Raw genomic sequence first — 21659 nt, forward strand, 5'->3', positions numbered from 1 at the left:
CAGACACGAAAGGCACTTCCGATGACGGCGAACCGCCCGAAGACCCGACGCCCTACGATTTACGACGTAGCGAAGCGGGCGGGCGTCTCCCCGTCGTTGGTTTCACTGGTGCTGCAGAATCCTGTTCGGGTGAGCGACAAGCGCCGCGAGGCAGTCCAGGCGGCCATCGCGGAACTTGGCTACCGCCCCAGCCGGGCAGCCACCACCCTCGCCAGCAGTCGGACCAAGAGCATCGGCCTGGTCATTGACGACTACCGGAACCTCTGGTTCGTCGACCTGCTCCGGGGGATGGAATCTGCGCTCACTGAGCATGGCTACCAGGTCATGCTGGCCGACTCCAGGCCGGGGGAGAATCGAATCAAGGAAGCCGTGGACGGGCTGCTTGCCATGCATGTCGACGGGCTGGTGATCGCAGCCGAACCCAGTGCGTCCATGCTGGCAGGGGTTGGGGTACCTACGGTGGTGGCCGGGTGGCGTGACGGAGTGCCGGTGGGCGCCGATCTGATAACCAACGACGACGACGGCGGCGGCGCCATGGTGGCGGACCACCTTCTGGGGCTTGGCCACACGCGGATCGGCCACCTCAGCGGGTCGGGCGGCGCTGCAGCCCATCGGAGGGAAGGCTTCCTTGCCCGACTGCGCGAGACGGGGGCTGCCGCGCTGATCGCGGGAGAGGCGGGTGGCACATCCGAGGACGACGGTTATGCCTCGGCGTCGTGGCTTTTGGATCACCATCCGGACATCACGGCGATCTTCGCCGCCAATGACACGATGGCCCTGGGTGCGCTGGGCGCAATCAAGGCGCGCGGCCTTGCCGTCCCGGCGGATATCTCCGTGATCGGATACGACAACTCAACCCTGGCAAAGTCGCGGTATTTGGAACTTACGTCGATGGACAACCGCAGCGACCTGGTGGGAGTCGATACGGCAAAAACGCTGCTGGCACGCGTTCAGGACGCCACTATTGGCCCACAGCGCACGCTGATCGAGCCTGTCCTGGTGGTTCGGAGTACCACGGCACCCCCAGCATCCTAAGCCCCGCATCAGCCAGTTAGGTTAAAACATCCTAATGTCAGGACAAACTATTGACATCGGTGAGCTGGATCACCATGATCGAGGTAGACAGTGCTCCGGCGGCTGCAGAGTGGCAGCCCGGAACCTGAAATCAAAGGAGATGATTGTGGCTAATTTTTCGTGGCGTAAGGCGGCTCTGGTTACAGCGGTGGTGCCGATGTTGGCACTGAGCGCATGTTCGAGCAGCGGTGGCAGGGCTCCCGAAGCTGCAAATGGCGGTGGCGGGGGGCAGGTTGCCACCACGGATCGGATGAAAATCGCCTTGATCGCCCACGCACCTGCGGGCGACACATTCTGGGACACGGTCCGGAAGGGCGCCGAGGAGGCTGCCGCGAAGGACAACGTTGAATTGCTCTACACGTCCGATCCTGAGGCCGGACGGCAGGCGCAGCTGATCGAGCAGGCCATCGACCAGAAGGTGGATGGCATCGCAGTTACCCTGGCTACGCCTGACGCGCTGAAGGAAGCTCTGAAGAAGGCCTCTGATGCAGGGATCCCCATTGTCAGCTTCAACGCCGGTGAAGCGGCCTCCGCGCAGCTGGGAGCCTTCACCCACTTCGGTTCCAATGAACAGCTTGCCGGCCAGGCTGTTGGAACAAGGCTTGCAGAGGGCGGCTACAAGCACCCGGTCTGCGTGATCCAGGCGCAGGGGCACGTAGGCCTCGAAGCCCGGTGTGCCGGTGTGAAGGCCAAGGTCCCCGGCACGGAAATTCTCTACGTAAACGGGGCGGACATGACGTCGGTCGAATCGACCGCCACGGCAAAGCTGCAGGCCTCCAAAGATGCTGACGTCATCATCGGCCTCGGTGCTCCGATCACCCTGACGCTGCTTAAGTCAGTTGCCACTGCCGGAAGCTCGGCCAAGGTTGCCAGCTTCGACCTGAACAAGGAACTGGCCCAGAAGGTCTCCGACGGCAGCGTGCTGTTCACGGTTGACCAGCAGCCCTGGCTGCAGGGCTACGGCGCCGTGGATGCACTCTGGCAGAACAAGCGCGGCGGGTTCAAGCTGGGCGGCGGACAGTCGGTCCTGACAGGCCCGGCAATCATTGACAAGTCCAACGCCGACGAAGTCCTGAAGTTCGCCGAGCAGGGTATCCGCTAACAGCCCGCTGGCCGGGCCGGTGAAGGCCGGCCCGGCAGCAAGGAGAGTTCTCATGACTATTACCCAGACAAAAACAACTACTAAGCCGACAGTGTCCGACGAGCGTGTGGCTAAGCGCAGTCCGTTCCAGAAGCTCCTCGGCCGGCCGGAAGTCGGCGCCCTGGTGGGCGCGATCGTCCTGTTCATCTTCTTCGCCTTGGTGTCCTCAACGTTCACCCAACCCAACGCCCTGGCGACCATTCTCTATGGCAGTTCCACGATCGGGATCATGGCGGTGGGGGTGTCCCTGCTGATGATTGGAGGGGAATTCGACCTCTCCACCGGCGTCGCCGTGATCTCCTCGGCCCTGACGGCATCGATGTTCAGCTGGTACTTCAGTACCAACGTCTGGGTCGGAGTCCTCCTGGCCTTGCTGGTGTCCCTGGGCATTGGGTTTATCAACGGCTGGATCCTGATGAAGACCAAGCTGCCCAGCTTCATCGTGACCCTGGCGACGTTCCTGATGCTGACCGGCCTGAACCTGGGCCTGACCCGGCTGATCGGCGGCTCCGTGTCCTCACCCTCGATCTCCACCATGGACGGCTTCGCCTCCGCCCGCGCCGTTTTCGCATCCTCCGTCAACATCGCCGGTGTCGAGGTCAAAATCACCGTGTTCATCTGGATCGCACTGGTCGCCGTCGCCACCTGGGTGCTGATGCGGACCCGGGTGGGGAACTGGATCTTCGCCGTCGGCGGGGACGAGAACGCGGCCCGCGCCGTGGGCGTCCCGGTCAAGGCAACCAAGATCGGCCTGTTCATGGGTGTCGGGTTCTGCGGCTGGGTCCTGGGCATGCACAACCTCTTCGCGTTCGACACCGTGCAGTCCGGTGAAGGCGTGGGCAACGAATTCCTCTACATCATCGCCGCGGTGATCGGCGGGTGCCTGCTGACCGGCGGTTACGGCTCGGCTGTGGGCGGCGCGATCGGCGCCTTCATCTTCGGCATGGCCAACAAGGGCATTGTCTATGCCCAGTGGAACCCGGACTGGTTCAAGTTCTTCCTGGGCCTGATGTTGCTGCTGGCCACCATCGTCAACCTCATCGTCAAACGCCGCGCGGAACTCAAGTAAAGGGGCCCGGAATGAATGCAAATCAGATCGACCAGCAAACGCTGCTCCAGAATGAACGTGACCCCCTCACACATACCCCGGTGCACCTGCTCTCGCTGGACGGAGTGGGCAAGCACTACGGCAACATCATCGCCCTGTCCGATGTCACCATGGCTGTGGACAACGGCCGCGTCACCTGCGTCCTGGGCGACAACGGTGCAGGCAAGTCCACGCTGATCAAGATCATCGCCGGCCTGCACCAGCACGATGCCGGAGTGCTGAACATCCTGGGTGAGGAACGCAAATTCAGCTCCCCGCGAGAGGCCCTCGACGCCGGGATCGCGACCGTGTACCAGGACCTGGCCGTAGTTCCGCTGATGCCGATCTGGCGCAACTTCTTCCTCGGCTCGGAACTGACCTCAGGCTGGGGCCCGTTCAAAAGCATGGACGTCGAGAAAATGAAGGCCATCACGCTCAAGGAACTCGCCGAGATGGGCATCGACCTCCGCGATGTCGAACAGCCCATCGGCCAGCTCTCCGGCGGTGAACGCCAATGCGTCGCGATCGCCCGCGCGGTGTACTTCGGCGCGAAGGTCCTCATCCTGGACGAGCCGACGGCGGCCCTGGGCGTGAAGCAGTCCGGCGTGGTCCTGCGCTACATCCTGCAGGCCCGCGACCGCGGACTCGGCGTCATCTTCATTACCCATAACCCGCACCACGCCTTCCCTGTCGGGGACCGCTTCCTGCTTCTCAAACGCGGCAAGTCGATCGGCTACTACGACAAAAAGGACATCACCCTGGACGAACTCACCGCCCAGATGGCCGGTGGCGCGGAACTGGCCGAGTTAGCCCACGAACTCGAACAACTCGGCGGACACGGCGACATCGTCAAAGAAGTCCAGGCCGAAGTCGCCGAAGTCTCAGATACGGCCCCGGCCGGCGCTCCGAAGCACGCCTAGCGGCAGCACATAGCGGGGTGCTCCGGAGGAATATCCGGAGCACCCCGCTATGCCTGCGCGGACCGTCCGGCGAACTTAAGCACACCAACGCACACGATAGGGGAATACCATGCCGATCCGGGTAGGCGTCATCGGCGCCGGAGTTATGGGCGCCGACCACATCAGGAACCTTTCCACCACCATCGGCGGTGCTGAGGTCACCTTCGTGGCAGATCTCGACGCCGACCGCGCCGCCGCGGCAGCGCCGCGCTCCGCACGCATCACCACAGACCCGTCGGAGCTGATCAACTCCAGTGAGGTGGACGCCGTCGTCGTTGCCTCGCATGATTCCACGCACGCCGGATTGGTCATGGAGTGCTTCGAGGCCATGACACCGGTCCTGTGCGAAAAGCCCTTGGCGCCTACCGTTTTGGAAGGCCTGGAGGTAGTCGCCGCGGACGCGGACAGGATGGCCGCAACGGGAGCCTCCCTGCTCTCGCTTGGCTTCATGCGACGCTTCGACCCGGGCTACGTTGCACTCCGGCAGGCCGTGCAGGGCCGCGCTCAGGGCGAGCCCCTGATGGTCCACTGCATCAGCCGTAATGCCACCGCAGCTCCCGGTGCCACCTCCGAATCGGCCATCACCAATTCCGCCATCCACGAGCTGGACATCATTCCCTGGCTTCTGGACTCTCCCATCACGGAAGTGTCCTGGCAAGCCGGAAAAAGTACCCGGAACGCGGGTGCCGGGCTGCGGGATCCGGCATTTATGATGCTCCACACCGCTGATGGAACCCTCACCACCCTCGAGTTGTACCTGAATGCGCAGTACGGCTATACCACCCGCTGTGAGGTCGTTTCTGAGCGTGGAACGACTGCCCTGCAGGATTCGGCGCTGCTGGGCATCGAGCAAGAGGGCTCCAGCCAGGTACGGATCCCCGCGGACTGGCGCCCCAGGTTCGCCGAGGCATACCGGCTGCAGCTGCAGGCCTGGATTTCCGCACTCGCAGCCGGAGAGAAGCCCCCACTCGCGGGCGCTCAAGAGGGACTCAACGCCGCGCTCGTGGCCCAAGCCATGATCCAGTCCCTGCATAGCGACGGTGCCTCCACGAAAGTGAGCTACACATGACCGCTTCGGCCCTCCCACAGTCCCGGGTGCCCGGATCCCGCGATGCTCCCGCGCTGCGGTGGGGCATCATGGGCCCCGGCTGGATTGCCGAACGGTTCACCGAATCCATCCAGGCCCACACCGGGCAGGTGATCGCCGCCGTCGGGTCCCGTTCCCTGAGCCGGTCCAAGGCCTTCGCGGAAGCATACGACGTAGCCGCGGCCTACGGCAGCTATGAGGAACTGGCCGCCGCCCCGGACATCGATATCGTCTACGTCTGCACACCGCATACGGGCCACCACGCGGCCGCTGTGCTGATTATCGACGCCGGCAAGCACGTCCTGATCGAAAAGCCGATCGGAATCAACGCGGGCCAGGCCCGGGACATCGCCGCCCGGGCACAGGCTGCCGGAGTATTCGCCGCCGAGGCCATGTGGACGTTCTTCCTGCCGAAGTTTGATGTGATCCGACAAATTCTCGACGCCGGGACCCTCGGCACCATCACCACGGTCGTCGCGGAGTACGGCGAGCACTTCGACCCCACCCACCGCATCTTCAACCCGGAACTGGCCGGCGGCCCGCTGCTTGACCTGGGCACCTACCCGCTGGCACTTATCACCGAGGTGCTTGGCAGCCCGCAGCGGCTGCTCGCCGTGGGGCAACCCCACGAATCCGGGGTCAATGCCCAGCTTTCTGCCGTTATGCAGTTCGACGGCGGTGCCCAGGCGGTGGTGAACACCCACGTGCACAACTTCACGCCCACGGCCGCAACGGTGGTCGGTTCCGAGGCGACCCTGACCATCGAGGGGCCCTTCAACATGCCTGGCGGTTTTGAGGTCCGTTTCCCTGACGGAACGCGCCTGCGCCATGACGAACCGGCCGGCGGCCACTTCGAAGGCCTGCACTTTGAGGCGGCTGCGGTGGCGCGCGCCATTGCCGCCGGCGACACGCAAGCCGGCCAGCGGACGCTGACGGCCTCCATCCGCACCCTGGAAGTGGCCGATGAAATCCGCCGGCAGCTGGGCGTTGTGTTCCCCGGCGAAGCCGGCACTGCGGCCACGCCGTGACCACCCACTCCAGCCACGCTCCGGAACTGACCCACCCACACGTTTTGACCAGCGAAAGGACCAGCCCATGGCTTATCTCACCCACAACCCTGCTCAAGTCCAGGCACCCGTCCGGATCGGACTCATAGGCTCCGGCTGGATGGGGGCGTTCCATGCCGACAGCATTGGACGGCGCGTCCCGGGCTCCGTCCTGGAAGCCATCGCCGACCCGAACCTGGAATCCGCGCAGACCCTCGCCCACGCGCTCGGCACCACAAAAGTGACGGCCAACGCAGAAGACATCCTGGCGGACCCGGAGATCGATGCCGTGATCATCGCGAGCCCTGCCCGCTTCCATTCGTCCCTGATCGCCCAGGCCGCCGCCGCAGGAAAGCACGTCTTCTGCGAAAAGCCGGCAGGCCAGGGCCTCGAAGAACTCGACGCCGCACTCGCCGCCGTGGAGGAAGCCGGCGTGCACTTCCAGGTTGGCTTCAACCGGCGCTACGCCGACGACTTCCAGGCCGCCAAGAAGGACCTCGCGGCGGGCATCGCCGGGACCCCGCAGCTGCTGCGCTCACTGACCCGCGATCCCGGCAACGGAAGCATCCCGAACGCCGCCAAGGTCCCGGCTTGGACCATCTTCCTGGAGACCCTCATCCATGACTTCGACACCCTCAACTGGTTCAACGAGGGGGCCGAGCCGGTGGAGGTCTACGCCGTGGCGGACGCCCTCGTGGAGCCCACACTGCGCCATGAAGGCTTCCTGGACACCGCGGTGGTGACCATCCGCTACAGCAACGGCGCAGTGGCTGTAGCCGAGGCAAACTTCAGCGCACTGTACGGGTACGACATCCGCGGCGAAGTCTTTGGCTCCAAGGGCATGGTGCAGGCTGGCCGCGCCACCGAAACCGCCGCCCGGCGCTACACGGCCGCGGGACTCTCCGCAGACACCCGCGGCTCAACGTTGAGCTGTTCCGCCAGGCCTATACGGACGAGCTGGCCGACTTCGCCGGCGCGGTGCGTGCACGGCGCGACGGTGTGCCGCCGTCGTCGTCCGGCTTCACCCTTACCCCCGGCGCCGCGGATGCCCGCCGCGCGCTGGCCATGGCGCTGGCATGCATCGAATCGGTGAAGCGCGGCGCCCCGGTGGCCGTCAACGAGACGGCCGCGGTCTGATGCGCCTGGCGGTCTGCGCCGAAATGGTCTTCACGGACCTTCCGTTTGTCGAACGGGTGCGCCGGATCCACGAGTCCGGCTTTGACGTCGAACTATGGGATTCGCGCACCAAGGACATTTCTGCGCTCAAAGCCACAGGCGCGGTGTTTTCCTCCATGACCGGCTACACCTCGGGCAGCCTGGTGGACCCCGATACAACCGATGACGTGGTGCGGACCGCTGAATCGCTGATCCCCACCGCCCTGGAACTGGGCGTCAGCCGAATGGTGGTGCACCCGGCAGAACTGGTGGACGGCCAGGCCGCCCGGCCCGTGTTTCGTTCCACCGGCAGCATGTGGAGCACCGGTGCCCGGACGCTGGAGCGCCTGGGCCGGCTTGGCGAAAAGCATGGCGTGACATTTTGCCTGGAAAACCTCAACACCGTCCTTGACCATCCCGGCATCCCGCTGGCCCGGGCCAAGGACACGCTGGCCCTCGTTGAGGCAGCCGGGCATCCCAACGCCAAACTGATGCTGGACCTGTACCACGCACAGTTGGGGGAGGGGAACCTCATTGAGTTGGTACGGACGGCCCTGCCGTACATCGGCGAGATCCAGGTGGCCGATGTCCCGGGGCGCTGTGAACCCGGAACCGGAGAGATCAACTATGTGGCCGTCGCCAGGGCCCTTGCCGAGGCCGGCTACCAGGGCACTGTGGGCATGGAAGCCTGGGCCCAGGGCGACAGCGACGCGGCACTGGACGCCTTCCGGGCCACCTTCAACGTTTATGCGGAGGAAAAGCCATGAAAGACGTAACTCTGGGCCTGGTGGGTGTGGGCCGGATCGGTGTGATGCATGCGAACAACATCGCCTCGCTAAACGGGGTGCTCAATCCTGAGGGCATCAATGTACGGCTTCGGCTGACTGACGTGGCCCAAGACCACGCCAGGACAGTGGCAGCCGGCCTTGGCGCCGAGTTCCTGCCATCTGTGGAAGCACTGCTGGCCTCCGGAGTGGACGGCCTGGTGATTGCCACCGGGACGGGCACCCACCCTGAGCTGATCAAGGCGGGCGTGGATGCCGGCATCCCTGTCTTCTGCGAAAAGCCGGTGGCCATGGACGTGGCGGATGCGCTCCCCGTGCTGGAATACATCCGGGACCGGCAGGGCGTAGTCCAGATCGGCCACCAGCGCCGGTTCGATGCCGGCTACCTTGAGGCCCGGCGCGCCTACCAGGCCGGCGAGCTGGGCTGGATCCATTCGCTGCGTGCGGTCACCTGCGACATGGCGCCGCCACCGGTGGAATTCCTGGCAGGCTCCGGCGGGCTGTTCCGGGACTGCTCCGTCCACGACTTCGACATCCTTCGCTGGCTCACCGGCCGGGAGATCGTGGAGGTGTATGCGAAGGGCTCCAATAATGGTGACCCGGCCATCGGTGTTGTGGGGGACGTGGACACTGCCCTCGCGCTGGTGACGCTCGACGACGGTACTGTCGCCACCGTCTCGGCCTCCCGATACAACGGGGCAGGCCACGATGTCCGCCTGGAAATCCAAGGATCCCGCCGGTCGCTGATGGTGGGGCTGGATGACAAAATCGCGATGGCCTCGGCCGAATCGGGCATTGGATTCCCCGCAGGGAAGCCGCACCGGACCTTCGCCGAGAGATTCGATGCGGCCTACCGCGACGAAATGGCGGCCTTTGTGGAACTGATCCTGGGCCGGCGGGACAACCCCTGCACGCCGGAGGATGCCGTGGCGGCTTCGCGGGTGGCGGACGCTGCCCAGGAGTCGCTGGCCACGGGCGTTCCGGTGAGGGTGGCCGTGAGCGTGGCGGGCTGAGCGTACCCTTACATGCGAAATGCCCCTCCGGATCTGTTCCGGAGGGGCATTTTTGATCGCTGGACTTTTGGTTCCTAGGCGCGGAAGGGCAGCCGGGGATCAATGACCTGGCCGGACCAGGTCTGCCGGATCCAGCCGTGGTGGGGGTCGTCGCTGATAAGCCAGTCGCGTACACGGCCGGGCCCGGCCATAACGTTGAGGTAGTAAAGGTCATACCCGGGTGCCGCCATTGCCGGCCCATGCCAGCCATAGGGGACAAGCACAACGTCGCCGGTGCGTACCTCGGCGGAGACATCAATGGGACGCTCGTCGGAGGCGTAGACGCGCTGGTAGCCGATGGGGTCCTGTTTCCTTCTGGGTCCGCCCAGGTCCGGTGCGACGCGGGTTTCGAAGTAGTAGATCTCCTCCAGCCGGGTTTCGCCGTCCTTTTCCTCATCGTGCTTGTGGGGCGGGTAGGAGGACCAGTTTCCTGCGGGTGTGAGGACCTCGCAGACAATAAACCGGTCTGCCTCCAGCGCCGCCGGTGTGCCGAAGTTGTGCACCTGACGCGAGCAGTTGCCGGCGCCGCGCAACTCAACCGGGGTCTCCGCGGCGGTGATCAGCCTGGTGGGATACCGGACCTGTGCGGGCGCGGTGGCGATGGCCACCCTGCCGCCCTCGGGCGAGGTGATGGTAACCGCTCTGTCCGTTCCGGAATACAGCACGTCAGTCGGGCCGCTGAACACGCTGGGGCGTCCGGCCAGCAAATACTTCTCACCGTCCACAGTGACCATGAAATATCCGCTGAGCGGGACCACGATGCGCTCTTCTCCCGCGGCGGGAAGTTCGACGCCGGCGCCCGCCGACAAGGTGGCCACCTTTAGTCCTGTGTGTGCCCACCCCTTCACGGCCAGGGGAGAGTCCGAAGTCCCCAGCGAGATGTCCCAGCCGCCGTCAGCAGCGGAGCCCAGCGGGTATACCCAGTCAGCCATTTGTCCGTCCTTCTAAGGTTCGTGTGTCACGCCGCCCTGGCCGCATGGTCCAGGAGGCTGGCTGGTCAGCGCTGGACCAGCGTCATTTCAAAGCTGTACGAATCCGCCCGGTACACGTGGTGTCCGGTCTCCACATTGCGGCCTGTATCGTCCACAGCAGTCCGCTCCATGGTGACCAAGGCCGAACCCGGCGCCGCATCGAGTTGCGTGGCCTGGTACTCGTTGGCCACCACTGCGCCGATCCGTTGCGTTGCCAGCCGGAAATTCACTCCGGCGTTCCGCAGGACGGAGTACAAACCTTGGCTGCCCAGGAGTTCCTCGGTGAGGGGCGTGATGTCGTCGCGGACCCAATTTTCCATTAGCGCCAGCGGTTTCCCGGCCACTTTCCGCAACCGGGTGAAGTGGTACACGGTGGCGCCCTGGGGCAGGTTGAGCGCTTCGCGGGTAGCGTCGTCGGCCTCGTCGTGGCTGAAGGTCAAGACGTCCGTGGTGGGTTTGGCACCGTTGTTGCTCAGATCGTCAAAGAGGCTGGAGAGCTCCAGCGGGCGCCGGACCTGGCTGGAAACCACCTGGGTTCCCACGCCGCGCTTGCGCACCAGCAGGCCGGAACGGACCAGCTCATCCATGGCTTTGCGCATGGTGGGCCGCGAAAGGTTCAGCTGCGCTGCAAGGTCAATCTCGTTGTCCAGCCGGCTGCCTGGTGGAAGCAGGCCGGTATGGATGGCGGACTCAATGCCCTGCACTACCTGGTGGTAGAGGGGCACCGGTGATGAGCGGTCGATGCTGAGGTTTAACTGATTCGCCATTGAGCGCTCCCTTGCGTTGCGCGGATGCCGGCCATTTCCGCAACCACGAATGTCAGTCCATGTTCGCTTGATAGGACATACTGCCTTTGAAACGATAGTAGCAGGAGGCTTGAGGTGCTCCAAGGACAGCCCAGGCCACCTCCGGCCTCCAAGAGTTAAGCTGGGCCGATGAGCAACCCATCACCAGCAGGTGAGGTCCTGTGGGCATGAATCTCTCCGGCAACCTGGGTCCCAGCCCCCGGAGCATTGAAGTCGAAAGCCTGGACAGCTTTGACCGTCTGGTCAGCGCGGGGGCAGTGGAAATGCAGGGCTGGCACGCCCAGGCCCTGGACCTCCGCGGCAGGTCGGCGGCACTGGACGGGCTGGATGTTGAGGGCGCCATCTTCCTGGGATGCACGTTTGACCCGGGGGTGGAGGACAATCTGCGCCGGCGTGGTGCACTGATCTTCCCGCGGCTCCACGGCGTTCCCTTCGATCCCTACCGGGCCACGCTCTACGCGCCGCAGGAGCTGTATGCAGGCCTGGCGGGCGCGCCCTACGAGGAGCTCCCCGATGCGCTCGTGTACCAGTGGAGCATCCAGCCTGATCAACGCCATCGGCTGGATTCCACTTTGGCGTCGGCGCTGCATGACCATGCGATCGGTGATGCGCTGGAGGAATTCACCCGCTCGGACGTATGCGCCGGAAGGACCATGGTGGGTGTTATGGGCGGCCATGCTGCGCAGCGCGGAACCCCGGAATTCGCACAGGCAGCCTCACTGGGCAGGCTGCTGGCGCAGAGCGGCAGGGTGGTGGCCACAGGCGGAGGGCCGGGGGCGATGGAGGCAGCCAACCTGGGGGCGTACCTCTGCGGTGTTACGGAAGCTGAGTTCGGGGATGCGTTGGATTCCCTGGGCTCCGTTCCGGGTTTCCGCCCCTCGGTGTCAGCGTGGGCGCGGGCGGCGGCCGCCGTCGTCGAGCGTTTTCCGGACGGTGCGCCGTCGCTGGGAATCCCCACGTGGTTCTACGGACACGAGCCGCCCAACTACTTCGCCACGCACATCGCCAAGTACTTTGCCAACGCCATCCGGGAAGCCATCCTGCTGGAACTGTGCAACGGCGGCATCGTTTTCCTGCCCGGGGCTGCGGGCACAGTGCAGGAAATTTTCCAGGATGCCTGCGAGAACTACTACAGCCCGCGCGAGGCCGTCACCCCCATGGTGCTGGTGGGGCGGCAGCACTGGCAGCACGAGTACCCCGCCTGGCCCATGCTCCGCTGCCTGGCAGCCGGCCGGCCCATGGCAGAGAGCATTTTCCTGGTGGACAGCGTTGAGGAAGCGCTCGCCGTCATTGGCGACTAGTCCGGCCACGGCCCTTCCAGATCCGCCCGTTCAGATCCGCCCGTTCAGATCCTCCCGTTCGGGGTCTGCCCGTTACAGGTCCTTTCGGCACATGGCTTTGCCCAGTTCATGCAGGCCGTTCAGGTCTCCGTCGGCCAGGCCCTCCGGTGTGCCGATCTCCGGGAACATCAGTTGCCGGGGATCGTCCACGTGTTCCAGGCCCATCACGTGGCCAAGTTCGTGCAGGATGACGGCCGTGGCATAAAGCTGGCCGTCAGGGTACAGAAGTTCGTCCGCAATTTGGGGTGCGTCCAGCTCCAGGCTGCCCGTCACGAAGCTTTTGGGGCCGTCGTCGTAACTGTAATGCGTGCTTCCGCCGGTTCCGATGACCTTGCCTTTGAGCTGGGGTGCCACCTCCGGAGTGGTCCAGGAAATCAGCAGGGGAGCCCACCGGTCCCCGTAGGAATCCGGCTGGTACGGCGGCCTCTGGCTTGACGGCTCCTCCGTGGTGGCGCCGTCGTAAACAAAGCGGATTCCGGTGGCCGCGGAAATCTTATCGATGGCATCAGGAACGAGGTGCTGGGCACCGGCTGGAACAAGCTGGTTGTTGACCACATAGTGCAACGGCCGGCATGGCGAGTAGCCCACCGGAGTGCCGTCGCCGTTAACAGCCAGGAACTCATAGGAATCACTGGCCACCGCAGGCGGTTCCGGGGTTGCCAGCGGAGAGTCGCTTTCCTCCAGTCCTGGCGGCGGCGCGTCGGGGCGTCCTTCAGCCGGTGGCTGGACGCCGCCGGTGGCTCCGGGGGCCCGCGCGCCAGGGCCGATCCGGACGTCAAGCAGGCCGGCGAAGCGGGGATCGCTGTACAACAGGCTGGTCGCCAGGAAAGCCACTGTGGTGAAAGCCACCACCAGCAGCAGGATGCGGATGACCCGCGCGGTAGTTCGCTTTCGGTAGTCCTGGTGCGAGTGGCGGGGAGGGCGGCTCTCCACTAACCCACGCTCGCCATTAGCCCACCACGGTGCCGAAGGCCAGGCCCAGCACGTAGGTCACAGCGGCCGCGCCAAGGCCTATGGCCAGCTGCCGCAATCCGCGGGTCAGGGGTGAGGTGCCGGAAAGGAGGCCCACAATTCCGCCGGTCACCAGCAGTGCCATACCCACCAGCACAGCAGCCACGACAAGGGCAGCCACTCCGGTCAGCCCGACGAGGAACGGCAGGATGGGAACGATCGCGCCGGATGCGAAGAAGCAGAAGCTGGAGAGGGCGGCTCCCCAGGCCGTGCCCACGGCTTCGTGCCGGTCGGTCGTGTCCGGCAGTTCGGGCTGGAGGGACAGGCTGGGATCGCAGTCGCAGGCGAGCAGCCCCATGCGCTCGGCGACCCGGTGCTCCGCTGCCTCATGGGACATTCCGCGGGCCAGGTACACCAGCAGGAGTTCGTTGTGTTCGATATCCAGCTTGGGGGCCGCTGCCAGGGTGATCTGGGTGGGGCGCGTGGCTGCCAGGAGTTCGCGCTGGGACCGGACGGAGACGAATTCGCCGGCTCCCATGGACAGCGCGCCGGCCAGCAGGCCCGCCACGCCGCTCAGCAGCACCACACTGCTGGCGACACCGGATGCTGCCATGCCCATGACCAGGGACAGGTTGCTGACGAGGCCGTCATTGGCGCCGAAGACCGCCGCGCGGAACGTGCCGGCCAGCCGGTTGCGGCCACGCGTTGCCAGGCCCCGCACCACTTCCTCGTGGATCTGCTCATCCGCTGCCATGGCTGGAGTGGCGGAGGGGTCGTTGGCATAGGGGGAGCGGCCTTCGGCGCGCTGGGCGAGGGCCAGGACGAAGACTGAGCCAAAGTGGCGCGCCAGGAATCCGAGGAGCTGGCTGCGCAGCGACGCCGGACGCGACTTGCCCGCGTGTTGGCCCAAAAGCCGCAGCCAGTGGGCTTCATGCCGTCCCTCAGCCTCAGCCAGGGCCAGCAGGATGTCCCGCTCTTCGCCCTGCCTGTTCTGCGCCAGGTCCCGGTACACTGCTGCTTCGGCCCGTTCATCTGCCAAGTACTGGCGCCACCGCCGGATGTCGGAAGGGGTGGGCTGGCGTGCAGGGATGGTTTCCGCGGGGACGCCGGTTCCAGGCTTCTGGTCTTGGTTTCCCCCTGCTGCGGGACCCGGTGTGGGGACTTCCGGCTGATGCTCCGCGGCGGGGTTCTCTTGGTTGGATTTGGCGTGCTGAAACACAAAGGCTCCTGGACTTGATGGGGCATGGATCGGCCCCATTGCTAAGCAAGCTTACCGCGGAAATTCGGCGATTTTTGGCTGGCATTCCTCACTCCAGCGTTTCGGGTTCCCTCAATTTCGGCCGTGCTGGCGCGGGCCGTGCACCCCGTCCGCACTCTTGACCCCGGCTGTCCCCGGTGCTGTGATGAAAGTGTGGCGCCCACCAGCGCACAACCGTAAGAGCACGTCAGGCGAACAAACGGAGGTTCAATCATGAACACCACCGGACAGCACCCGGACATGCCGCACCTCGATGCTGTGGAATCCGATCCCGCTTATGACTACGCCGAGGATGCACCGGTTGTTGATGACGACTGGGACGCAGAGGACGAGTTTCTGGATGCCGAAGAAGCGGTTGTTCCGCCACCTCCGGCAGTCGTCGACGCCGAAGAGCGGGTCGTCCCCCTGGATCCGGATGAGTACCGCGAGACGGGCGAGATTGACGACCTTGAATAAGGGCTGACGACGACGGCGCCCGGTTTCGCTGGGAAGCGAAACCCGGGCGCCGCCGTCGTTCTAAGAAACAGCCTTCCCTACGGTCAGGGCGCCGTGACGGGGACCGGCACTTCCTCGTTGTCCTGGCCAGCCACCCGGCGTCGCCAGTTCCGCATCACCAAAGCATCCGTGGGCCTGGTGAACAGGGACACGGCAATGTAGACAACTGCCGAGGCGATCAGACCGAAGTAGATGGGTTCATTGGCGAAGACGCCGTCCAGCGGGGCCTTGGCGTTGATTTCCAGGACAATCATGGTTCCCAGCGTCACCACGGAACCGACTGCCATGGACGCGGCTGCAGCCAGGCCGGTGCCGCGCTTCCACACCAGGCCGCCGAGGATGGCCACCAGCAGGCCGCCCACCAGGATGTCGTACGCGATGGTCAGGGCTGCCACCACGTCCTTGGTAATGATGGCGATCACGATGGCCACGATGCCAAGCGCCAGGACCCACAGGCGGTTGGCCTTGACGTCGTGCTCGGGGTTCTCCGTGTCTTCGGTATTGATCTCCTTGCCGAACCAGCTGGCAACAAAGGGCAGGACGTCGGCCCGGGCCACCGTTGCGGCAGCGATGAGGGCACCGGACGCGGTGGACATCATGGCTGCCACGGCGGCGGCAAGCACCAGTCCGCCAATCCCGATGGGCAGCAGGTTCTGCGCCACTTCGGCGTAGACCACGTCCTTGCCTTCGGCGGCAACGTCAATGTTCGGCAGGGCCACCTTGGCACCCAGGCCGATGAGGGCACCTGCCACGCCGTAGAGGATGCAGTAAACACCGGCGGTGGCGCCACCCCAGCGAGCCACCTTGGGGGTCTTTGCGGTGAAGACGCGCTGCCAGATGTCCTGGCCGATCAGCAGGCCCAAGGTGTACACCACGAAGTACGTGATGATGGTCTGGACGCCGATGCCGTCCATCTGGAAAAAGCTTTCATCAACCCGGCTGCGGATGCCGTCCAGGCCGCCGGCCGCGTTGAGGGTGAACGGGAGCATCAGCAGGAAGATGCCTACGGTCTTGATGACAAACTGCACCTGGTCCGCCAAGGTAATGGACCACATGCCGCCGATGGTGGAGTACACCAGGACGATGGCGCCGCCGATGGCGATGGCAAGGGCGCGGTCCCAGCCGAACAGCACCACGAAGATGGTGGCGTAAGCGCCGGTGGAGGTGGCGCAGAGCATCAGGGTGTAGGCCAGCATGACGATGCCGGAGGTCTGGGTGGCCTTGCTGCCGTAGCGCAGTGTCAGCATCTGGGAGACCGTGTAGATCTTGAGCTTTTGAATGGTGCCGGCAAAAAGCAGGCTCAGGAGCAGGACGCCGGCGCCAATGGCCACCACCAGCCACATCCCGGAGATGCCGAACTTGTAGCCGAGTCCTACCCCGCCCACGGTTGAGGCGCCGCCGAGGACGACGGCGGCCATGGTGCCCGTGTAGAGGAACGGACCCAGGCGGCGGCCGGCCACCAGGAAATCACTGTTGTTTTTGGTGCGGGACTTGCCCCACCAGCCAAAGGCCAGCATGGCAATGAGGTACACCACCACAATGGCGATGTTGACGAAGTTAGCGTCCATTTTGAGGCTCCTTGGAGCTGAGGGGCAGCATTTGCTGGAATCCGGAGGTGCTGTTGGGGGCCGGTTTTCCGCTGCGCTGAGGGGCTGGGGGTGTGAGGAAATTCCTCTGTGTCGCCTGACGCATATTGCCTCAGAGACAACATCTGTTGTCTGAGAGTATGCTGTGACAAGGGTAACAGTCAAGACTGGGAACCACTTTTTCGGGGACAGCGTTCTGGCCGCGTCACATGGGTAGATGGCCATTAGGATTGCTCCAGAGATTGGGCCGGACTGCCGGCCATGAAAGGTCCGCACATGAAGGCACTGCCAGTTGAGCCAAGCAACGTTCCCGTTGCCATCGGTTCCCGTATCCGTGCCGCGCGGCAGTCCCAGCGGCTGACCATTGAGCAGGTTGCCGATGCCACCGGCCTGACCAAGGGGTTCCTGAGCCGGGTGGAACGGGACCTGACCTCGCCGTCCGTTGCCTCCCTGGTCACGCTGTGCCAGGTGCTCTCCATTTCCATTGGGGACCTTTTTGCCGCCCCGGAAACGCACCTCACCAAGAGGAATGACGGGCCTCGGATCTCCCTGGGCGGCCATGGGATTGTGGAACGGCTCCTGACGGCACGCTCGGAACGCCGGATCCAGATCATCCAGGCCGTGATTGAGCCGCATGGCCGTGGCGAGACGGAGTTGTACGCGGTGGACTGCGATGTTGATGTGCTGCACGTGATCAAGGGCAGCATCCGGCTGATCCTCACCAACGAGGAATATGAGCTCAACACCGGCGATACCGTCACGTTCCCCGGCCGTGAACCCCACACCTGGGTCAACCCCACGGACAAGCCCGTAGAGGTGCTCTGGGTCCTGGTTCCGGCGGCCAGCCGCTAGACCCACTTCCATCCGCGCTCCTCCTGAACATTTCTGGATGAATTACTCCAGGCGATGTAATAAATGGGCCTTGAGCGGACATTAACAGGGTGACAGGGCAAAGGGCCCTGCCTTTCATGGGACCTGTTAATGAAATGGGGAAAATAATGCACTCTGCACAATGCAGGAAAGCCGCAGCCGTGGCCGTCCTCGCGCTTGCTTTCACCGCTGCCACCGCCGCCTGCGCGCCCGCCACGTCAAGCCCGACGTCGGACCAGGCCTCCGGTTCGACGCTCGCCTTGACGTCAGTTGCCCAGGACGAAAAGGCCCGGGATGAGGCAAAGGTGCCGGCCGCCGCCCTAAAGACCTTTACTTTTCCTGACGGGCACATCTCCTTCGCGTACCCGGCTCATTGGTCCATCCGTACCCAGCCCGGGCCAATAGTCCAGGATCCAACCCTGCCCGGGGAGCCAGGAGAGTGCGTCGAGGCCATCCTGAGCGACCATCGTGGCAAAGACGTGGCATTTATGGTCAGCGGATTCTACGGCGATGGCACCTCCGGCCCCGTGGACCGTACCGTGTTTGATTCTGCGCCCGTTCCCGGGCTGGCTGGCTTCGAGGGTGAGCCAACCTTCGGTTTTTTCCGCGACAGTTTCCTTGACGTAAACGACCACTTCTACATGGATGTCCGCCCCAGCGCCCAGCTTGCCTCCGGAAGCACCAGCGGCGGGACTAGCCAGGTAGCCCTGCCCAACGGGGCGGCGATCTTCCGGATATATATGGATTCACCCGGCTTCCCGTCCGCGGACGCTGCCAGCGCCTGGATGGATACCCAGGAATACGCGCAGCTCAAGGCGCTTCTGATGAGCGTTTCCTACAGCTGAATCGGGGGTCCCGAGGAAAGCTGGTGCTCTCGTGTGGACCCTCCTTGGAGCTCGACGGCTAGCAGTTGCTTCCAGGTAACCGCCGGCCGTCGGGTGCTTCCATGAGTAAGCTTTATGTAAACAACTGATGCACATAGGACAACCTGGGTGTATGATGGCAGTCACAACCGCTGATCAATCCTCGAAGGAGAGGCCTCCCTTTGGAAGAGCTGCGCATCGAAGCCAACGGCAATCTTGGCCCCATCGATTCATCCCGTATTCCGCGCTACGCCGGCGCCGCCACCTATGCCCGCCTTCCCCGCCTTGACCAGGTGGCCAAGGCCGACGTCACGGTGGTGGGCGTTCCCTTCGACTCCGGAGTCTCCTACCGCCCGGGCGCACGCTTCGGCTCCAACCACATCCGCGAAGCCAGCCGCCTGCTGCGCCCCTACAACCCGGCCTGGGACGTCAGCCCCTTCGAAAACATCCAGGTGGCAGATGCCGGTGACATGGCGGTCAACCCGTTCAATATCAACGAGGCCATCGAAACCGTGCAGCAGAATGCACTGGACCTGACCTCTGGCGGGAGCAAGCTGGTGACCCTCGGCGGTGACCACACCATCGCACTGCCGCTGCTGCGCGCCGCGGCTGAACGTGCCGGCGGCCCCCTTGCCATGCTTCACTTTGACGCGCACCTGGACACGTGGGACACCTACTTCGGCGCCGAGTACACGCACGGGACGCCCTTCCGCCGGGCCGTGGAGGAGGGCATCCTGGACACGGAAGCCATCAGCCACATTGGCACCCGGGGCCCGCTGTACGGCAAAAAGGACCTCGACGACGACCACCGGTTCGGGTTCGGCATCGTCACGTCCGCGGACGTCTACTACCAGGGCGTCCTGGAAACCGTGGCCAAGGTCCGGGACCGGATCGGCAGCCGCCCGCTCTACATTTCCGTGGACATTGATGTCCTGGACCCTGCGCATGCCCCGGGTACGGGTACGCCCGAGGCCGGTGGCATGACCAGTCGCGAACTGCTGGAAATTATCCGGGGCTTCCGAGGCATGAACCTGGTAGGCGCTGACATCGTAGAGGTTGCCCCGGCGTACGACCACGCCGAGATCACCGGCGTCGCCGCCAGCCATGTCGCTTTCGAACTGGTGACCCTGATGGCAGACAACGCCGTTGCCGGGGACCGTTTCGGGGCAGCCAATGGTTACGCGGCGCAGGCGCTTGGCCAGGAAACCCGCCAGCCGGCCGGGTTCGCGGCAGCCGGCAAGGAGTAGTCCCATGATCGATGACGGCGCCGGAACGGCCGCAGCCGGAGCAGGGGATAAGGCCCGAGCAGCGGACAACAAGGGAACCGGTGAGCGCAACGGCGGGGACCTCGTCGTCGAGACCCTCGAGGCATTGGGCGCCAAAACGGTCTTTGGCATTCCCGGCCAGCACGCCTTGGGCCTGTTTGATGCAATGGGCCGCGGCAACCTGCACTTTGTCTCCTCCCGGGTGGAAAACAACTCGGCTTTTGCCGCCGATGGCTATTCGCGCGCCACCGGCGAAGTGGGGGTGCTGTTCCTGTCCACCGGGCCGGGTGCGCTGACGTCGCTGGCCGGACTGCAGGAGGCCTACGCAACGGGTGTGCCCATGGTTGTTGTGGCCAGCCAGATTCCCTTGGAAGGCCTGGGTGCCCGGCGCAAGGGCATGCTCCACCAGTTGGATGACCAAAAGGCCTCGGCGGCGAACGTCACCAAGAGCCAGCGCCTGATCCAGCACGCCTCCGGCATTCCGTCCGCCATCCAGGACGCCTGGACCGAAGCCATCTCGTCCCCGCAGGGCCCGGTCTGGCTGGAAATCCCGCAGAACGTCCTGCTGGACCCCATCATGGTTCCGCCGGTGGAGGACGCGCTCGCCGAGGCGGCGGACAACCCGCCGCGCGTCGAGCTGGTCCGTGAAGCAGTGAAATGGCTGTCGACGGCGGAACGCCCGGCCATCATTGCCGGCGGCGGCACGCGCCGGGGCCGGGCCGAGAAATCCCTGCTGTCCATCGCAGAGAAGCTTCGGGCTCCCGTGATCTGTACTCCCGGCGGCAACGGCGCGTTTCCCTGGAACCACGAACTGTCCCTGCAGTCCTGGATTGAGGACCGCTACATGACCGACGTCCTTGAGGATGCAGACGTCGTGGTTGTGATCGGTTCCTCCCTGGGTGAAGTGACGTCCAACTACTTCACTTTCGAGCCGCGCGGCCGGATCATCCAGATCGACGCCGAACCGCGCGTGCTGGAGTCCAACCGGCCAGGCTTGGGGATCCGCGCCGACGCCGGCCAGGCGCTCGCAGCCTTGGATGAAGCCCTGGACGCGGCATTGGCGGGTGGCCGGAAAGCTTCGCCCACCTGGCGTGGAGTTTCTCCCGAGGATCTCGTCAAGGAATCGCTGGCAAAGGTCAAAGCCCGCCTCGAGTCCCAGGACCTGGCCAAGGAACTGAAGTTCATGGCCGACATCCGCGAGGCCGTCCCCGCTGACATGCAGACCTTTTGGGACATGACCATTTCCTCCTACTGGGCCTGGAGCTGCTGGGATGCCCGCCAGGGCCAGTTCCATTCCGCCCAGGGCGCGGGTGGCCTGGGCTTTGGCTATCCGGCGGCCATAGGTGGCGCTGTGGGCCTTGAAACAGTGGGAAAACCGGGACGTGTGCTGGCTGTATCCGGTGACGGCTCGGCCATGTACTCCATCTCGGAACTCGCTACGGCCAAACAACACAACGTCCCGGTCACCTGGTTGATCGTGGACGACGGCGGCTACGGCATCCTGCGCGAATACATGGTGGGTGCCTTCGGCAAAGCCACGGCCACCGAACTCGCACGCCCAGACTTCGTCAAGCTCGCCGAAGCCTTCGGTGTGCCGGCCACCCGGGTTGCCCCGGAAGATGTGGGGGACGCGCTGAAGGCGGGCTTCGCCGCGGACGGACCCAACGTGGTCGTCGTCGAAACCCTGCTCAAGATGTTCGCCCCCACCCACGCCGAAGACTGAGCTCCCGCTTCCCATTAGCGCGAACGAACACTTGAGGCCCCATTTCCGCGAGGATTTGGGGCCTCAAGTGTCCGTTCGCGCTTGTGTTTAAGGCGCCTTCCACCAGGTTAGTTTCCTAAAGCAACCTTTTGCTATATAGTTGCCT

At 64.7% G+C, this 21659-nt stretch carries 19 protein-coding genes and 1 pseudogene; 15 read left to right on the forward strand and 5 right to left on the reverse strand.

Going from position 1 to position 21659, the window contains the following annotated elements:
• The first annotated feature begins 21 nt into the window (after window positions 1–21).
• The 9 genes and pseudogenes from F8G81_RS04885 to F8G81_RS04925 all read left to right on the forward strand — a co-directional run bounded on the left by F8G81_RS04885 (window position 22) and on the right by F8G81_RS04925 (window position 9347).
• A complete protein-coding gene (locus tag F8G81_RS04885; RefSeq protein WP_267277888.1) occupies window positions 22–1035 on the forward strand; it encodes a LacI family DNA-binding transcriptional regulator in 1014 nt (337 codons plus the stop codon).
• A gap of 145 nt (window positions 1036–1180) precedes the next feature.
• Window positions 1181–2176, forward strand: coding sequence for a substrate-binding domain-containing protein (locus F8G81_RS04890; protein ID WP_267277889.1), 996 nt, complete (start codon window positions 1181–1183; stop codon window positions 2174–2176).
• A 52-nt stretch (window positions 2177–2228) separates the two neighbouring features.
• The gene (locus F8G81_RS04895; protein WP_267277890.1) at window positions 2229–3284 is read left to right on the forward strand and encodes an ABC transporter permease; all 1056 of its coding nucleotides are present in this window, start codon (window positions 2229–2231) and stop codon (window positions 3282–3284) included.
• An 11-nt stretch (window positions 3285–3295) separates the two neighbouring features.
• Window positions 3296–4222 carry an ATP-binding cassette domain-containing protein gene (locus F8G81_RS04900; RefSeq protein WP_267277891.1) on the forward strand — a complete coding sequence of 309 codons (927 nt, stop codon included), beginning with the start codon at window positions 3296–3298 and terminating at the stop codon, window positions 4220–4222.
• Between the two features lie 109 nt (window positions 4223–4331).
• The gene (locus F8G81_RS04905; RefSeq protein ID WP_267277892.1) at window positions 4332–5330 is read left to right on the forward strand and encodes a Gfo/Idh/MocA family oxidoreductase; all 999 of its coding nucleotides are present in this window, start codon (window positions 4332–4334) and stop codon (window positions 5328–5330) included.
• Window positions 5327–6376 carry a Gfo/Idh/MocA family protein gene (locus F8G81_RS04910; protein WP_267277893.1) on the forward strand — a complete coding sequence of 350 codons (1050 nt, stop codon included), beginning with the start codon at window positions 5327–5329 and terminating at the stop codon, window positions 6374–6376. The genes F8G81_RS04905 and F8G81_RS04910 overlap by 4 nt, the downstream gene beginning before the upstream one ends.
• Window positions 6377–6443: 67 nt before the next feature.
• Window positions 6444–7531: pseudogene (locus F8G81_RS04915) on the forward strand (Gfo/Idh/MocA family oxidoreductase).
• A complete protein-coding gene (locus tag F8G81_RS04920; protein WP_267277894.1) occupies window positions 7531–8316 on the forward strand; it encodes a TIM barrel protein in 786 nt (261 codons plus the stop codon). The pseudogene F8G81_RS04915 and the gene F8G81_RS04920 overlap by 1 nt, the downstream one beginning before the upstream one ends.
• Window positions 8313–9347, forward strand: coding sequence for a Gfo/Idh/MocA family oxidoreductase (locus F8G81_RS04925; protein ID WP_267277895.1), 1035 nt, complete (start codon window positions 8313–8315; stop codon window positions 9345–9347). The genes F8G81_RS04920 and F8G81_RS04925 overlap by 4 nt, the downstream gene beginning before the upstream one ends.
• A 74-nt stretch (window positions 9348–9421) precedes the next feature.
• Here the strand turns inward: F8G81_RS04925 and iolB are convergent, their stop codons facing one another.
• Both iolB and F8G81_RS04935 read right to left on the reverse strand, forming a co-directional pair.
• A complete protein-coding gene (gene iolB / locus F8G81_RS04930) occupies window positions 9422–10318 on the reverse strand; it encodes a 5-deoxy-glucuronate isomerase (protein WP_267277896.1) in 897 nt (298 codons plus the stop codon).
• 65 nt (window positions 10319–10383) lie between these two features.
• A complete protein-coding gene (locus F8G81_RS04935) occupies window positions 10384–11124 on the reverse strand; it encodes a GntR family transcriptional regulator (protein WP_267277897.1) in 741 nt (246 codons plus the stop codon).
• A gap of 206 nt (window positions 11125–11330) precedes the next feature.
• Between F8G81_RS04935 and F8G81_RS04940 the strand changes: the two genes are divergently transcribed.
• Window positions 11331–12464 carry an LOG family protein gene (locus tag F8G81_RS04940; RefSeq protein ID WP_267277898.1) on the forward strand — a complete coding sequence of 378 codons (1134 nt, stop codon included), beginning with the start codon at window positions 11331–11333 and terminating at the stop codon, window positions 12462–12464.
• 72 nt (window positions 12465–12536) lie between these two features.
• Here the strand turns inward: F8G81_RS04940 and F8G81_RS04945 are convergent, their stop codons facing one another.
• Window positions 12537–13436: a matrixin family metalloprotease gene (locus tag F8G81_RS04945; protein WP_267277899.1), complete on the reverse strand. Its 900-nt coding sequence runs from the start codon at window positions 13434–13436 to the stop codon at window positions 12537–12539.
• A gap of 16 nt (window positions 13437–13452) precedes the next feature.
• A complete protein-coding gene (locus F8G81_RS04950; RefSeq protein ID WP_416377104.1) occupies window positions 13453–14673 on the reverse strand; it encodes a VIT1/CCC1 transporter family protein in 1221 nt (406 codons plus the stop codon).
• A gap of 252 nt (window positions 14674–14925) precedes the next feature.
• Between F8G81_RS04950 and F8G81_RS04955 the strand changes: the two genes are divergently transcribed.
• Window positions 14926–15168, forward strand: a complete 243-nt coding sequence (locus F8G81_RS04955) for a hypothetical protein (RefSeq protein WP_267277900.1) — start codon at window positions 14926–14928, stop codon at window positions 15166–15168.
• 83 nt (window positions 15169–15251) lie between these two features.
• On the opposite strand, the gene F8G81_RS04960 is transcribed toward F8G81_RS04955, so the two are convergent.
• The gene (locus F8G81_RS04960; protein ID WP_267277901.1) at window positions 15252–16775 is read right to left on the reverse strand and encodes a sodium:solute symporter; all 1524 of its coding nucleotides are present in this window, start codon (window positions 16773–16775) and stop codon (window positions 15252–15254) included.
• A gap of 294 nt (window positions 16776–17069) precedes the next feature.
• Here F8G81_RS04960 and F8G81_RS04965 point away from each other — a divergent pair, with 294 nt between their 5' ends.
• From F8G81_RS04965 to F8G81_RS04980, 4 genes are all read left to right on the forward strand, one after another.
• Window positions 17070–17645 carry a helix-turn-helix domain-containing protein gene (locus F8G81_RS04965; RefSeq protein ID WP_267277902.1) on the forward strand — a complete coding sequence of 192 codons (576 nt, stop codon included), beginning with the start codon at window positions 17070–17072 and terminating at the stop codon, window positions 17643–17645.
• Between the two features lie 146 nt (window positions 17646–17791).
• Window positions 17792–18508, forward strand: coding sequence for a hypothetical protein (locus F8G81_RS04970; protein WP_267277903.1), 717 nt, complete (start codon window positions 17792–17794; stop codon window positions 18506–18508).
• A 200-nt stretch (window positions 18509–18708) separates the two neighbouring features.
• Window positions 18709–19773, forward strand: a complete 1065-nt coding sequence (gene speB / locus F8G81_RS04975; RefSeq protein WP_267277904.1) for an agmatinase — start codon at window positions 18709–18711, stop codon at window positions 19771–19773.
• Between the two features lie 4 nt (window positions 19774–19777).
• Window positions 19778–21514: a thiamine pyrophosphate-binding protein gene (locus F8G81_RS04980; protein ID WP_267277905.1), complete on the forward strand. Its 1737-nt coding sequence runs from the start codon at window positions 19778–19780 to the stop codon at window positions 21512–21514.
• Window positions 21515–21659 lie beyond the last annotated feature (145 nt).

It is taken from the genome of Arthrobacter sp. CDRTa11, assembly GCF_026427775.1.
In the GTDB taxonomy this organism is placed as follows: Bacteria; Actinomycetota; Actinomycetes; order Actinomycetales; family Micrococcaceae; genus Arthrobacter.

Bases quoted from the DNA above. Each gene is read 5' to 3' on its own strand.
- F8G81_RS04885 (WP_267277888.1), top strand. From the start codon at position 22: ATGACGGCGAACCGCCCGAAGACCCGACGCCCTACGATTTACGACGTA.
- F8G81_RS04895 (WP_267277890.1), top strand. From the start codon at position 2,229: ATGACTATTACCCAGACAAAAACAACTACTAAGCCGACAGTGTCCGAC.
- F8G81_RS04900 (WP_267277891.1), top strand. From the start codon at position 3,296: ATGAATGCAAATCAGATCGACCAGCAAACGCTGCTCCAGAATGAACGT.
- F8G81_RS04905 (WP_267277892.1), top strand. From the start codon at position 4,332: ATGCCGATCCGGGTAGGCGTCATCGGCGCCGGAGTTATGGGCGCCGAC.
- F8G81_RS04910 (WP_267277893.1), top strand. From the start codon at position 5,327: ATGACCGCTTCGGCCCTCCCACAGTCCCGGGTGCCCGGATCCCGCGAT.
- F8G81_RS04920 (WP_267277894.1), top strand. From the start codon at position 7,531: ATGCGCCTGGCGGTCTGCGCCGAAATGGTCTTCACGGACCTTCCGTTT.
- F8G81_RS04925 (WP_267277895.1), top strand. From the start codon at position 8,313: ATGAAAGACGTAACTCTGGGCCTGGTGGGTGTGGGCCGGATCGGTGTG.
- iolB (WP_267277896.1), bottom strand. From the start codon at position 10,318: ATGGCTGACTGGGTATACCCGCTGGGCTCCGCTGCTGACGGCGGCTGG.
- F8G81_RS04935 (WP_267277897.1), bottom strand. From the start codon at position 11,124: ATGGCGAATCAGTTAAACCTCAGCATCGACCGCTCATCACCGGTGCCC.
- F8G81_RS04940 (WP_267277898.1), top strand. From the start codon at position 11,331: ATGAATCTCTCCGGCAACCTGGGTCCCAGCCCCCGGAGCATTGAAGTC.
- F8G81_RS04955 (WP_267277900.1), top strand. From the start codon at position 14,926: ATGAACACCACCGGACAGCACCCGGACATGCCGCACCTCGATGCTGTG.
- F8G81_RS04960 (WP_267277901.1), bottom strand. From the start codon at position 16,775: ATGGACGCTAACTTCGTCAACATCGCCATTGTGGTGGTGTACCTCATT.
- F8G81_RS04965 (WP_267277902.1), top strand. From the start codon at position 17,070: ATGAAGGCACTGCCAGTTGAGCCAAGCAACGTTCCCGTTGCCATCGGT.
- F8G81_RS04970 (WP_267277903.1), top strand. From the start codon at position 17,792: ATGCACTCTGCACAATGCAGGAAAGCCGCAGCCGTGGCCGTCCTCGCG.
- F8G81_RS04980 (WP_267277905.1), top strand. From the start codon at position 19,778: ATGATCGATGACGGCGCCGGAACGGCCGCAGCCGGAGCAGGGGATAAG.